A 13,561-nucleotide genomic window follows, 5' to 3' on the forward strand; every position below is an offset into this window, starting at 1 on the left:
CGCGCGGGGCGCTCGGGCGTGCCGCCTGTTCAGCCGCCAGGAGTGCCCCCGCACCGCCGCCCCCGCGCCCAGGCGTGCCGCCGTTCTGCCGCGCGGGCGGGCTTTGGCGTACCGCCTCGGTTGTGCGGGCGCTTTGGCGTGCCGCCGTTCTGCCGCGCGGAGCGCCCACGCGTGGCGCCGTTCCGTCGGTCAGGCGTGTCACCGCTCTGCCCAGCGAGTTGCGCCGCTACGCCGTTCTGCCGCGCGGGGCGCTCGGGCGTGCCGCCTGTTCAGCCGCCAGGAGTGCCCCCGCACCGCCGCCCCCGCGCCCAGGCGTGCCGCCGTTCTGCCGCGCGGAGCGCCCACGCGTGGCGCCGTTCCGGCTGTGGGCCGTTCGGGGGTCAGCCGCGCCAGGGGAGTTCCGCGATCACCCGGGTGGGGCCGCCCGCCGGGGAGTCCACCATGAGGATGCCGTCCACCGCGTCCAGGCGGGCGGCGAGACCGGCCAGCCCGGAGCCCCGGGACGCGTCGGCGCCGCCCACGCCGTCGTCGGTCACCTGGAGCATCAGCCGGTCCTCCGAGCGCCACACGTCGACGGAGGCGGACCGGGCGCCGCTGTGCTTGCTGATGTTCTGGAGCAGCTCGGAGACGGTGAAGTAGGCGATGCCCTCGATCGCGGGCGCGGGCCGGGCCGGCAGGTCGACCTCGACCCGCACCGGCACCGCGCAGCGGGAGGCGACCGCCGACAGAGCCGCGTCCAGGCCGCGGTCGGTGAGCACGGCCGGGTGGATGCCCCGGGCCAGGTCCCGCAGTTCCTGCAGTGCCGTCTTCACCTCGCCGTGCGCCTCCTCCACCATCCGCGCCGCCGTCCGCGGGTCCTCCCGCAGCTTCTCCTTCGCCAGCCCCAGGTCCATCGCCAGGTTCACCAGCCGGGCCTGCGCCCCGTCGTGCAGGTCCCGCTCGATGCGGCGCAGATCGGCGGCGGCCGTGTCGACCACGACCCCCCGGTCCGACTCCAGCTCCACCACCCGCGCCGACAGTCGCGACGGGCCGAGCAGCCCGCGCACGAGCAGCCCGTCCACGGTCGTCAGGGCCCGTACGAGCCAGGGCGTGGCCAGGGTGAACACCAGCCCGACCAGCGCGGTCACGGTGATCTCGAAGGGGTTGTCGAGATAGACGCTGTGGTGGCCGTCGCCGTAGAGCTGGATCCCGCCCTCGCCGGCGTACGCCGGGAACACCCAGAACCACAGCGGATAGCTCAGCAGCGCCCAGCCGCAGGACCAGAAGGTCACCGCCACCGAGAACGAGAACACCGCCCACGGGAACTGCACCAGCGCGTACAGCGCGTGCCGCCAGGAGGCGCCGCTCTTGAGCACCGCGCCCATCCAGGCCGCCGCACCCTGCTTGCGCGGCCGCAGCGGCTCCGGGTCGGTCACCTCCAGGTCCAGCAGGCCGCGCGCCCGCGCCCGCTCCAGCACGCCGAAGCCCCGGCAGCCGGCGAGCGCCGCCGCCAGCACCGGGATGCCGAGGAAGGTCACCAGCAGGCCCGCGCCGAGCGCGACCATCGTCACCGTCCAGCTGAACAGGACGACCGCCACCGGCAGGCTCAGCAGCACGTAGCCGAACTCGCGCCAGCTGCGGCCCTCGAAGGGCGCCCGCAGCCCGGCGGGCAGCCGGTGCCGCGGCTCGCTGCGGGTGGCGTGTCCCTGTCCGTAGTCCGTGACCATCGGTGTCGTCCCGTTCTCCTCGTTCCGGCGGCGGTTCCAGCCGTACCTCCAGGGTCGTCCGCCGGGCCCTCCCGGGACATGGAGTACGTCGGCGTCTTGAGCGGGGGGTTTTCCCCACCCCCGCGCTCCGCCCAGCCGTAGTGCCCTGGAGGGCGCCGCGGTCGCCCGGTCCGGAAACGCGGCCACGCGCGCGTGAGGCGTCTTTCTCGTCTCACGCGCGCGTGCCGCCGCGGCCGCCGGCCAGGTGCGGCGGGGCTACTCCTGCCGGTCCCGCCAGGGCAGCTCCGCCGTGACCACCGTCGGGCCGCCCGCGGGGGAGTCGACCACGAACAGGCCGTCCACCGCGCCCAGCCGGTCCGCCAGGCCCCGCATCCCGCTGCCCCCGTCCAGCCGGGCGCCGCCCCGGCCGTCGTCCCGGACCTGGATGAGCAGCCGGTCCTCCGAGCGCCACACGTCGACGGAGGCGGACCGGGCGCCGCTGTGCTTGCTGATGTTCTGGAGCAGCTCGGAGACGGTGAAGTAGGCGATGCCCTCGATGGCCGCCGCCGGCCGGGCCGGCAGGTCCACGGTCACCGTCACCGGCACCGTGCAGCGGGAGGCGACCGCCGACAGGGCCGCGTCCAGGCCGCGGTCGGTGAGGACGGCCGGGTGGATGCCCCGGGCCAGGTCCCGCAGCTCCTGGAGGGCCAGCTTCACCTCGCCGTGCGCCTCGTCCACCATCGCCGCCGCCGCGTCCGGGTCCTCCAGCAGCTTCTCCTTGGCGAGGCCCAGCCCCATGGCCAGGTTGACCAGCCGCGCCTGGGCTCCGTCGTGCAGGTCCCGTTCGATCCGGCGCAGGTCCGCCGCCGCCGTGTCCACCACGATCCCGCGGTCGGACTCCAGCTCCGCGATGCGGCGCTCCAGCTCGTCCGAGGGCGACAGCAGCCCCCGCACCATCGCCCGGTCCAGGTTCGCCATGCCCCGCGCCAGGTACGGCAGCAGCGGCCACAGCACGAACAGCGAGACCAGCACCGTGCAGAAGGTGAGGATGCCCCAGGGCAGCCGGACGGCGTCGTACAGCATCGTGCGCCACCCCACCGGGTCCTTCAGCGCCATCCACAGCCGCTGCACCGGGCCCCCGCCCTTGGCGAGCGGCAGCGGCGAGGGCTCCTCCACCCGCACCCCGAGCAGCTTGCGGGCCCGGGCCCGTTCAAGTTTGCCCAGCTGCCGCGCGCCCAGCAGGGACAGTGCGAGCAGCGGCAGACCGATCACGGTGAGGGTGAGGGCGCCGCCGGCCACCAGCACGGTGACCGCGTACGTGAATCCGAACAGCGCCACCGGCAGGTTCAGCAGGAGATACGCGATTTCCTTCCAGGTGTGCGCCTCATAGGCCGGCCGGGGCGGCGGCAGCCGGTGCGGGCCGTCGTGTCCGCCGTGTCCGCCGTGTCCTCGGTCACCGGCACGGCCGTCACGTTCGTCGGTGCCGCCGGTCCGGTCGGCGGCGGGGCTGGGAGCGGTCATGCTGATCAGCCTGCCGTGCCCGGCACCGTCCACGCCATGCGGTACGCCGCCCTCCGCCGCCGGGGGAAAACCCCACCCCATCCCGGGTACCGGCTGTCTCACGGCCTGACGGGCTGCTTACCGGTTCTTTATCAGGGCCTAGACTCCCGTGCGTACAGGTCAACGAGGTCAACGAGGTCAGGGAGCGAGGGACGGACGGTGCGGGAGACGTTGGGGGACTCGTCGTACGCCGCGGTGAACGTCGTCGCGGCCGGCTACTTCCGGTCCTACTCGGTGGTCGGACTGCTCGCCCTCATCGGCGTGCTCTTCGTCGCGGTCGCCTTCGGCGCGGGCCGCCTGCTGCGTCCGGTCGTGCCGACACCGGAGAAACTCCTGACCTACGAATGCGGAGTCGACCCCGTCGGCGAGGGCTGGGCCCACACCCAGGTCCGCTACTACGTGTACGCCTTCCTGTACGTGATCTTCGCGGTCGACTCGATCTTCCTGTTCCCCTGGGCGACGGTCTTCGCCGCCCCCGGCTACGGCGCGGCGACCCTGGTGGAGATGTTCGTCTTCCTCGGCTTCCTCGCCGTCGGCCTGCTGTACGCATACAAGAAGGGCGTCCTGGCATGGACGTGAACCCCGCCGAGCCCGTGTACCTGCCCGAGCCCAAGAGGCTGGGCGCGCTCGCCCGCCTCGCCCCGGAGCCGATGAAGGTCGTCCTGAACTGGGGCCGCCGCTACTCGCTCTGGGTGTTCAACTTCGGCCTCGCCTGCTGCGCGATCGAGTTCATCGCCGCGTCGATGGCCCGCCACGACTTCATCCGCCTCGGCGTGATCCCGTTCGCGCCGGGCCCCCGCCAGGCCGACCTGATGGTGGTCTCGGGCACGGTGACGGACAAGATGGCCCCGGCGGTCAAGCGCCTGTACGAGCAGATGCCGGAACCCAAGTACGTCATCTCCTTCGGCGCCTGCTCCAACTGCGGCGGCCCCTACTGGGACTCGTACTCGGTGACCAAGGGCGTCGACCAGATCATCCCCGTCGACGTCTACGTCCCCGGCTGCCCGCCGCGCCCCGAGGCGCTGCTCCAGGGCATCCTCAAGCTCCAGGAGAAGATCGCCCGCGAGTCGCTGGGCGAGCGGTACGGCAGCGGGCCCGCCCGGCCGTCCGCCGCCGCCCTCCAGAGCGGCCTGGTGCGGCCCCCGGCGCCGGCCGGTGAGGAGGACCCGCGATGAGCACGGCCGCCGGCTGGCTGCCCGCCCCCGCCGAGGAACTCTTCGGTACGGGGGCCACGGCCGAGGAGTCCTACGACGTCCTGACGGTGGACGTACCGCCGTCCGCCTGGCTCACCGCCCTGGAGACGGCCCGTACGACCCTGTCCTGCACCTACTTCGACTGGCTGAGCGCGGTCGACGAGCCGGGCACCGGCTTCCGGATCTGCGCGCACGTCGTCGCCCTGCACCCGGTCCGCCGGCTCCTCGTCCGCACGACCGTGCCGCACGACGCCCCCGCCCTGCCCTCCGCCGTCGGCGTCTACGCCGGTGCCGCCTGGCACGAGCGCGAGACCCACGAGATGTTCGGCGTCGTCTTCGAGGGCCACCCCGGGCTGGAGCACCTCCTCCTCCCGGAGACCTTCGAGGGCCATCCCCTCCGCAAGGACTTCGTCCTCGCCGCCCGCGTCGCCAAGGCCTGGCCGGGCGCGAAGGAACCCGGCGAGTCCGAGCACGGCGGCCCCAAACGCCGGCAGATGCTGCCCCCCGGCGTCCCCGACCCCAACGAGTGGGGCCCCCTGAAGGGCCAGCTCCCGCCCGCCCCGGCCCGCCCGGCGAGGGCGGCGGCGGGCCGCACGGCGGCAGGTGCCGCGGCAGGCGCGGCGGGGGAGCGTCCGGTACGGCGCGTCCGCTCGGCCTCCCAGGGCTCGGCCAGCCAGGCCGCAGCCCCTGCCGCTGCCGCGGGCGGGGCCGGGGAGGCTGCTGGTGCCGGTGCTGGTGCTGGTGCCGGTGCCGGTGCGTCCGGTCGGCCGCGTCGGATGCGGAGTGCGAGCCAGGGCTCGGTGAGCCAGGCGGCGGCGCCGGCCGAGGACGCGGCGACGCGCGAGCAGGCCGCGGCCGAGGGCGACGCCACCCGGGCGGCGGCGCAGGGACCCGCGGAAGGGCCGGCCGCCGAGGCCTCGGTGGCCTACGAGCCCGGCCCGACGCCCGCACCCGCCCGGGCGCGCCGCGCCCGCAGCGCCTCCCAGGGCTCGGCCTCACAGCGGCCCGCGACGGCGCCGGAACCCTCCCCGACGGAACCGACGGAACCGACGGAACCGACGGAACCGACGGAACCGACGGAGCCGACGGAGCCGACGGAGCCGGCCGGCGCCACCCGCCCCGCCCGCCGCGGCACCGCCCCGCGCAGTTCCGACGCCCCGTGGCATCACGCCCGCCCGGCGTTCGCCGAGCCGGAGACCCCTGCTGAACCGGAGCCGCGGAAGGCAACCGGGCCGGAGCGGCCCACGGAACCCGAGCGGCCCGCGGAACCGGCACCGGAGCCGGAGGCGGAGCAGGCACGCGCCCCCGAGCCGCGCCCCGACGCCCCCGAGCACGACCCGACCACCCCCGACGACCCCGCCGGAGGCCCGCAGTGAACGGCGCGTGGGACGTCGCCCTGCGACTCGTGGTCGTCTTCGTCGTCTTCCTCACCTTCCCGCTGATCGTGGGCCAGACCGAGCACAAGGTGATGGCTCACATGCAGGGCCGGCTCGGACCGATGTACGCCGGCGGCTTCCACGGCTGGGCCCAGCTCATCGCGGACGGCGTGAAGTTCGCGCAGAAGGAGGACGTGGTCCCGGCGGGCGCCGACCGCCGCGTCTTCCAGCTCGCCCCCGCCGTCGCCCTGTTGCCGTACCTCCTCGTCCTCCTGGCCATCCCCATCGGCCCGGGCGAGGGCGCCGTCGGCCAGGTGCTGGACGCCGGCGTGTTCTTCGTGCTCGCGGTGATGGGCGTCGGCGTCCTCGGTTCGCTGATGGCCGGCTGGGCCAGCGCCAACAAGTTCTCCCTGCTCGGCGGCCTGCGCACGGCCGCCCAACTGCTCGCCTACGAACTCCCGATGCTGCTGGCGGCGGCCTCGGTCGCGATGGCGGCGGGCACCGTCTCCCTGCCCGGCATCGTGCACGCCTTCCACTGGTGGTGGCTGCCGTGGCAGATCGTCGGCGCGATCGTCTTCTTCGTCGCCGGACTCGCCGAGCTGCAACGCCCGCCGTTCGACATGCCCGTCGCGGACTCGGAGATCATCTTCGGCGCGTACACCGAGTACACCGGGCTGCGGTTCGCGCTCTTCCTCCTCGCCGAGTACGCCGGGATCGTCGTCCTGTGCGGCCTGACCACCGTCCTCTTCCTCGGCGGCTGGCACGGGCCGTGGGGCCACGACGGCCTGGGCTGGCTGTGGACGCTGCTGAAGACCGCGATCCTCGCCTTCCTCGTCATCTGGCTCCGCGTCACCTACCCGCGGCTGCGCGAGGACCAGCTCCAGAAGCTGTCCTGGACCCTCCTCGTCCCCCTCTCCCTCGCCCAGATCGCCCTCACCGGCATCGTCAAGGTGGTGATCAGCTAACCATGGCCCCCCTTCCCGGTAGCGGCCTCGCCAAGGGCCTGGCCGTCACCCTCCGCACGATGACCAGGAAACACGTCACCGAGCAGTACCCGGACGTCCTGCCCGAACTCCCGCCCCGCAGCCGCGGCGTCATCGGCCTGTTCGAGGAGAACTGCACGGTCTGCATGCTGTGCGCCCGGGAGTGCCCGGACTGGTGCATCTACATCGACTCGCACAAGGAGACGGTCCCGCCCGCCGCCCCCGGCGGGCGCGAGCGCAGCCGCAACGTCCTCGACCGGTTCGCCATCGACTTCTCCCTGTGCATGTACTGCGGCATCTGCATCGAGGTGTGTCCTTTCGACGCCCTGTTCTGGTCACCGGAGTTCGAGTACGCCGAGACCGACATCCGCGACCTCACCCACGAGCGGGACAAGCTCCGCGAGTGGATGTGGACCGTGCCGGCCCCGCCCGCCCTGGACCCCGGCGCGGAGGAGCCCAAGGAGATCGCCGCCGCCCGCAAGACCGCGGAGAAGCTGGCCGCCGCCCAGGCGCTGCCGGCCGAGCCGCGGGAGGGGGAGTCGTGACCCCCGCCGCAACCACGGTGGCCGCCTCCGCGACACCGGGCTTCCTGTCCCCGACCGGCGTCGAGATCGCGTTCCTGCTCGTCGGACTGGTCACCCTCGGCGCCGCGCTGGTCACCGTCACCACCCGGCAGCTGGTGCACGCCGCCCTGTGGCTGGTGGTCGCGCTCGGCGGCCTCGCCGTGGAGTACCTGCTCCTCACGGCCGAGTTCATCGCCTGGGTGCAGGTCCTGATCTACGTCGGTTCCGTCGTCGTCCTCCTCCTCTTCGGCCTCATGCTCACCAAGGCCCCCATCGGCCGCTCCCCGGACGCCGACTCCGGCAACCGCTGGGCCGCCCTCACGGTCGCGGTGGCCGCCGCCGTCGCCCTGGTGTGGGTGGTCGTCGACGCCTTCAGGGCCACCTGGATCGACCTGGACGGCCCGGCCGCCGGCACCACCGAGGTCACCGGCGCGAGCCTGTTCCGGCACTGGGTGCTGCCCTTCGAGGCCCTGTCCGTGCTGCTCCTCGCCGCGCTGGTCGGCGCGATCGTCCTGTCCCGCAAGGCCAGGGCCGACGCCGGCCCCGCGGCCCCCGGGAAGGAAGGCGCCCGCTGATGCACCTCGCCTACCCCGCCGTACTCTCAGCCCTCCTGTTCTGCACGGGCCTGTACGGCGTCCTCGCCCGCCGCAACGCGATCCTGGTCCTGATGTCGGTCGAGCTGATGCTCAACGCCGTCAACCTCAACCTGGTCGCCTTCGACGTCTGGCTCAGCCGTGCCGCGAAGGAGACCCTGCACTCCGGCCAGGCCCTGACCCTGTTCACCATCGCCATCGCCGCCGCCGAGATCGGCATCGGCCTGGCGATCGTGCTCGCCGTCCACCGCAACCGCGGCACCTCCGACATCGACAAGCTCCGCGACACCGCCGAGGGCCCCGACGCCGCCGGTCCCGGCACCGAGGGCCCCGGCACCCCCGCGGCCGGGAAGGCTGAGGCCACCGCGTGACCACGACCACCCTCGCCGTCCTCGTCCCCCTCCTGCCGTTCCTGGGCGCCGCGGCCGGCCTGCTCCTCGGCCGCACCGCCCCCGGGTTCGTCCGCCCGCTCGCCGTGCTGCCGCCGCTGGCCTCCCTGGTGCTGGCCGCGCTGGTCGCCGCGCGGCAGGGCGGTGACGCGGCCGTCGACGCCCACACCGAGCTGACGCCCACCGGATCCGTGCCGATCGAGCTGGCCCTGCACATCGACGGCTTCGCCGCGCTCGTCGCCGTCCTGGTCGCGTTCGTCGCGGCCTGCGTGCAGATCTACTCCACCGGCTACCTGCGGGACGACCCGCGCTACCCCTCGTACGCCGCGCTCGTCTCCCTGTTCACCTCCGCGATGCTCCTGGTCGTCTACTCCGGCGACCTGATCGTTCTGCTGGTCGGCTGGGAGGTCATGGGCATCTGCTCCTACTTCCTGGTCGGCCACTACTGGGAGACCCCCGAGGCCCGCGCCGCCTCCCTGAAGGCCTTCCTGGTCACCAAGCTCGGCGACGTGCCGTTCCTCATCGGCCTGTTCGCGCTGGGCGCCGACGCCGGCTCGTTCCGCATCACCCGCGTCCTCGGGGCCGTCGCGAGCGGCGGCATCGGCCACCCGACGGTGATCGCGCTGCTGCTGCTCGCGGGCGTCGCGGGCAAGTCGGCGCAGTTCCCGCTGCACACCTGGCTCCCGGACGCGATGGCGGGCCCGACGCCCGTCTCCGCGCTGATCCACGCCGCGACGATGGTCGCCGCCGGTGTCTACTTCACCGCCCGTCTCCTCCCGCTCTTCGAAGCCTCTCGGGCCGCGATGGTGGTCCTCGCCGTCATGGCCGCCGTCACCATGGCCGGCTCCGGTCTCGCCGCGCTCGCCCAGGACGACATCAAGCGCGTCCTCGCCTACTCGACGATCGGCCAGCTCGGCTACATGACCGGCGCCCTCGCCGTCGGCGACCGCGGTGCCGCCGTCTTCCACCTCCTCACGCACGGCGCCTTCAAGGCGCTGCTGTTCCTCGCGGCCGGCGTGGTCATCCACGCCGCCGGCACCAACTCGCTGGCCGCCATGTCCCGCATGCACGGCCTGCGCGACCGCATCCCGGACGCCTACTGGACGATGACGGTGGCGCTGCTCTCCCTGGCCGCGATCCCGCCCTTCAGCGGCTTCTTCTCCAAGGAGTCCGTCCTCGGCGCCGCCGAGCACGTGACCTCGGGCCACACCGAGCACGCCCCCGGCGCGGCCGGCTGGATCGTCCTCGTCGCCGGCCTGGTCACCGCCGTGCTGACGGCCGCGTACGCCACCCGGCTGTGGCTGCTGGCCTTCCGCGGCCGGGGCGCCGAGGCCCCCGACCACGGCCGCCAGCCGCTGACGATGACCGTGGTGCTCTGGGTCCTGGCGGTCCCCTCCCTCGCTCTCGGCGGGCTCGCCTACCGCGCGCTGCCCGGCTGGTTCGACGGCCGCGCCCTGACCCCCACCCTGCTCACCTCGGTCCTGGGCACAGGCCTCGCCCTGGCCGGCGGGCTGGTCACCTACGGCGCCTGGCAGCGCACGGCCGCGCTCGCCGCCCGCGTCCCGCTCGGCGCGGTCGCCGCCCACCCCGAGGAGGACGCCGGACTGGTCGAGGCCGAGGCCATCGCCTCCCACGAGCCGGCCTACGGCGACATCGCCTACGCCTCCGACCCGGCGGACCCGGCACGGCCGCTGCTCGGCCCGCTGCACCGGCACGCGGCCGCCGGCTTCCACCTGGACGCCGTGTACTCGGCGCTGTTCGTCCGCCCGGTCCAGGCCGGAGCGAGTCTCGTCCGGTTCCTCGACCGCGAGGTCGTCGACACCTACGTCCACGGCGCCGCCGCCCTGCCCCGGCTGCTCGGGGCCGCCGTGCGGCGCGCCCAGACCGGCAACGTGCAGACCTATGTGAGCGCGCTGCTCGCCGGCACCGTCGTCCTCGCGGTCGCCGTCCTCCTCGTCGCCACGGGAGTGTGAGCAGGCGTGATCGATATCAACGAGTCCGTGATGCAGTTCCTTCTGGCATTCGTCGTCGCCGGCCCGCTCCTCGGCGCCGTCGCCGCTCTCCTCCCCGCCCCGCCCGGACTGAAGGGGAAGTCGCCCGAGCAGGCCGTGCTCCGCCACGGCGTGACCGTGACCGGCGCGGTCCTCATCGCCGCGATCGTCCTCGCGCTCGGCTTCGACCACGACCACCCGTCGAAGATGCAGGCCACGACCGACATCAGCTGGATCCCCGCACTCGACGTGCGGATCCACCTCGGCACCGACGGCATCTCCCTCCCCCTTCTGGTCCTGACCACGCTGCTGACCTTCCTCTGCGCGCTCTACTCCTACTCCAAGCCGCCGTCGGGCCCGTCCCCGAAGGCGTTCGTCGCCCTGCTGCTCCTGCTGGAGTCCGGCACCCTCGCGACCTTCGCCGTCCTCGACCTGCTGCTGTTCTTCCTCGCGTTCGAGATGGTGCTCATCCCGATGTACTTCCTCATCGCCCGCTGGGGCGGCGAGGGCCGGACCCGGGCCGCGTGGAAATTCATCCTGTTCACGCTGCTCGGCTCCGTGGTCATGCTGCTCGGCCTGCTCCTGATCGGCATCAAGGCGGGCACGTTCGACATGGTGGCACTCGCCACTGACAACGGCCGGTCACTCACCGCGTCCGTGCAGGTCATCGCCGTTCTGGCGATCGGGATCGGGCTCGCGGTGAAGGCGCCGATGTGGCCGCTGCACAGCTGGCTGCCCGACGCCCACACCGCCGCGCCGACCGTCGGTTCGGTCCTGCTGGCCGGCGTCCTGCTGAAGATGGGTACGTACGGGTTCGTCCGCATCCTGCTGCCGGTGGCGCCGCACGGCTTCCACACCTTCGCGCCGTACATCGCCGCGTTCGCCGTCGTCGGGATCGTCTACGGGTCCCTGGCCTGCCTGGCCCTCGCCAAGCGGGGCGCGAAGGGCGACCTCAAGCGCCTCATCGCGTACTCCTCCGTCGGCCACATGGGCTTCGTCCTGCTCGGCATCGCCACCATGACCCCGACCGGCGTCAACGGCGCCCTGTTCGCCAACATCGCCCACGGCCTCATCACCGGCCTGCTGTTCTTCCTGGTCGGCGCCCTGAAGGACCGCACCGGCACCACCGACCTCGACGCCCTCGCCCACCCGTCGCCCGGCCGCCGCCCCTCACCGGGCGGCTCCGCCGCGCCGGATCGGTTCCAGACCGGCGCCGCCCTGTACGGCAGGGCCCCGCGCCTCGGCGGTCTGCTCGCCTTCGGTGCCGTCGCCTCCCTGGGGCTGCCCGGACTCGCCGGGTTCTGGGGCGAGATGCTGGCCCTGTTCGGGGCGTTCCGGCCCGCCGCCGGCCTCAGCCGCCCCGCCTTCCTCACCTTCATGGCGATCGGCGCGTTCGGCACCCTGCTGACCGCCGCGTACATGCTGATCGTGGTCCGCCGCGTCTGCATGGGCGGCGCGGAGCGCGAGGTGCCGAAGCTCGCCGACGTCCACGGGTACGAGTTCGCCGCCTGGACCCCGCTCGTCACCCTCACCGTCCTCGCCGGACTGTGGCCGAAGGCGCTGCTCGGCCTGACCGACCCGGCCGTGCAGCAGCTCCTCGCAGGAGGCACCCGATGAGCGCCCAGCCGCTTGCCGAGTCGCTGGTCCAGTCCGTCGACTGGCTCGCGATCGCCCCGCCCGCCCTCGCGGCCGTCGTGGCGCTGGCCGTCCTCGTCGCCGACCTGTTCCTGCCGGAGGCCCGCAAGGCCGTGCTCGGCTGGATCTCGGTCGCGGGCCTCGCCGCGGCGGCCCTGCTGCTCCTGCCCCTCCTGGACGGCGACCGCAGCACCTTCTGCCTCACCGGCCCCGCGCGCGCGTGCAGCTACACCGCCGACCGCTTCACCCTCGTCATCCAGTTCCTGGTCCTGGGCGGCGCCCTGCTGGCCGCCCTGCTGTCCGTCACCCACCTGGACGACGACCGGCGGCGCGTCCCCGCGGGCGAGTTCTGGTTCCTGCTGCTGTCCTCCGCGGCCGGTGCCGCCCTGCTGCCGGCCTCCCGGGACCTGGCCACCCTGATCGTCGCCCTGGAGGTCGCCTCCCTGCCGGCCTTCGCGCTGGTCGGCATCCGGCACGGCGACAAGCGGTCCTCCGAGGCCGCCCTGAAGTTCTTCCTGTCCTCGGTCACCGCCACCGCGGTCAGCCTGATGGGCATCAGCTTCGTCTACGCCTCCACGGGCACCCTCTACCTCACCCAGGTCGCCCAGCGCCTCCCGCACGTCGGCGGACAGCTGCACACCCTCGCCCAGGCCGGTGTGGTCCTCACCCTCGTCGGCTTCGCCTTCAAGACGGCCGCCGTGCCCTTCCACTTCTGGGTGCCGGACACCTACGTGGGCGCGCCCCTGCCCGTCGCCGCCTACCTGTCCGTCGTCGGCAAGGCCGTCGGCTTCTCCGGCCTGATCCTCGTCACGGTCGTCGCGTTCCCGTCGTACGCCGACGTCTGGGGGCCCGCGCTCGCCGCCCTGGCCGCCCTGACCATGACCGTCGGCAACGTCGCGGCCCTGCGCCAGCAGGCCACGCGCGCGTACAGCGCCGTACGGCTGCTCGCCTGGTCCTCCGTCGGCCAGGCCGGCTACCTGCTGGTGCCGATCGCCGCCGCCGGGTACTCCAGGGACGCCCAGAAGGCGATCGGCTCCACGGTCGCGTACGCCCTGATGTACGCCGCCGTGAACCTCGGCGCCTTCGCGGTGGCCGCCCTGGTGGGCCGCGGCCGCGCCCTGAACCGGATCAGCGACTACCGGGGCCTGTACGCCACCAACCCGCTCAGCGCCCTCCTGCTGGCCTTCTTCCTGCTGTGCCTGGCCGGGCTGCCGCCGGGCGTCATCGGCCTGTTCGCCAAGGTCACCGTGTTCTCGGCGGCCGTCGACGCGGGCCTCGGCTGGCTCGCGGTCGTCATGGCCGTCAACGTCGTGATCGCCCTCTTCTACTACCTCCAGTGGACGGCCCTGCTGTTCCGCGCACCCGAGGGCGAGCCCGCCCGGCACCGCGTCCCGGCGCCCGTCACCGCGGCCCTCGCCGTCACCGGGGTCCTCGCCGTCGCCCTCTCCGGGGCACCCCAGCTCGTCCTCCGCTTCGCGGCCGTCGGACTGTTCTGAGGAGTCGTCACGCGCGCGGGGGGCACTCGTGCCGGCACGCGCGCGTGGCCGAACCCGCACGTCACCCGTACGGCCGCGCCGCTCCGCCGTACGCACC

The 13,561-nt window shown here is 73.8% G+C and carries 12 protein-coding genes; 10 read left to right on the forward strand and 2 right to left on the reverse strand.

The features are described from left to right. Positions 1 to 380 precede the first annotated feature (380 nt). Positions 381 to 1,706 carry a sensor histidine kinase gene (locus ACZ5DC_RS13145; RefSeq protein ID WP_468652229.1) on the reverse strand — a complete coding sequence of 442 codons (1,326 nt, stop codon included), beginning with the start codon at positions 1,704 to 1,706 and terminating at the stop codon, positions 381 to 383. 255 nt (positions 1,707 to 1,961) lie between these two features. Continuing rightward, on the reverse strand, positions 1,962 to 3,206 hold the full coding sequence (locus ACZ5DC_RS13150) for a sensor histidine kinase (RefSeq protein WP_468652231.1): 1,245 nt from the start codon (positions 3,204 to 3,206) through the stop codon (positions 1,962 to 1,964). 198 nt (positions 3,207 to 3,404) lie between these two features. Here ACZ5DC_RS13150 and ACZ5DC_RS13155 point away from each other — a divergent pair, with 198 nt between their 5' ends. The 10 genes from ACZ5DC_RS13155 to ACZ5DC_RS13200 are packed head-to-tail and all read left to right on the forward strand — an operon-like array spanning position 3,405 to position 13,464. Then, positions 3,405 to 3,824, forward strand: coding sequence for an NADH-quinone oxidoreductase subunit A (locus ACZ5DC_RS13155; RefSeq protein ID WP_225811474.1), 420 nt, complete (start codon positions 3,405 to 3,407; stop codon positions 3,822 to 3,824). Continuing rightward, the gene (locus ACZ5DC_RS13160; RefSeq protein ID WP_468652234.1) at positions 3,815 to 4,420 is read left to right on the forward strand and encodes an NADH-quinone oxidoreductase subunit B; all 606 of its coding nucleotides are present in this window, start codon (positions 3,815 to 3,817) and stop codon (positions 4,418 to 4,420) included. Before ACZ5DC_RS13155 ends, ACZ5DC_RS13160 begins: the two co-directional genes overlap by 10 nt. Next, complete coding sequence (locus ACZ5DC_RS13165; protein ID WP_468652236.1) at positions 4,417 to 5,814, forward strand: NADH-quinone oxidoreductase subunit C; 1,398 nt, start codon at positions 4,417 to 4,419, stop codon at positions 5,812 to 5,814. The genes ACZ5DC_RS13160 and ACZ5DC_RS13165 overlap by 4 nt, the downstream gene beginning before the upstream one ends. After that, positions 5,811 to 6,779 (forward strand): complex I subunit 1/NuoH family protein, encoded by a 969-nt coding sequence (locus ACZ5DC_RS13170; protein ID WP_468652238.1) that lies wholly within the window; start codon positions 5,811 to 5,813, stop codon positions 6,777 to 6,779. Before ACZ5DC_RS13165 ends, ACZ5DC_RS13170 begins: the two co-directional genes overlap by 4 nt. 2 nt (positions 6,780 to 6,781) lie before the next feature. Next, positions 6,782 to 7,342 carry a NuoI/complex I 23 kDa subunit family protein gene (locus tag ACZ5DC_RS13175; protein WP_468652239.1) on the forward strand — a complete coding sequence of 187 codons (561 nt, stop codon included), beginning with the start codon at positions 6,782 to 6,784 and terminating at the stop codon, positions 7,340 to 7,342. Beyond that, positions 7,339 to 7,935, forward strand: coding sequence for an NADH-quinone oxidoreductase subunit J family protein (locus ACZ5DC_RS13180; protein ID WP_468652241.1), 597 nt, complete (start codon positions 7,339 to 7,341; stop codon positions 7,933 to 7,935). The genes ACZ5DC_RS13175 and ACZ5DC_RS13180 overlap by 4 nt, the downstream gene beginning before the upstream one ends. Beyond that, a complete protein-coding gene (gene nuoK, locus ACZ5DC_RS13185) occupies positions 7,935 to 8,324 on the forward strand; it encodes an NADH-quinone oxidoreductase subunit NuoK (protein WP_171153742.1) in 390 nt (129 codons plus the stop codon). Before ACZ5DC_RS13180 ends, nuoK begins: the two co-directional genes overlap by 1 nt. Further along, the gene (locus ACZ5DC_RS13190; RefSeq protein WP_468652244.1) at positions 8,321 to 10,315 is read left to right on the forward strand and encodes an NADH-quinone oxidoreductase subunit 5 family protein; all 1,995 of its coding nucleotides are present in this window, start codon (positions 8,321 to 8,323) and stop codon (positions 10,313 to 10,315) included. The genes nuoK and ACZ5DC_RS13190 overlap by 4 nt, the downstream gene beginning before the upstream one ends. 6 nt (positions 10,316 to 10,321) lie before the next feature. After that, a complete protein-coding gene (locus ACZ5DC_RS13195; RefSeq protein WP_468652246.1) occupies positions 10,322 to 11,950 on the forward strand; it encodes a complex I subunit 4 family protein in 1,629 nt (542 codons plus the stop codon). Then, on the forward strand, positions 11,947 to 13,464 hold the full coding sequence (locus ACZ5DC_RS13200) for an NADH-quinone oxidoreductase subunit N (RefSeq protein WP_468652248.1): 1,518 nt from the start codon (positions 11,947 to 11,949) through the stop codon (positions 13,462 to 13,464). The genes ACZ5DC_RS13195 and ACZ5DC_RS13200 overlap by 4 nt, the downstream gene beginning before the upstream one ends. The last annotated feature ends 97 nt before the right edge of the window (positions 13,465 to 13,561 follow it).

The sequence above is a fragment of the Streptomyces sp. NPDC031445 genome, assembly GCF_055581365.1.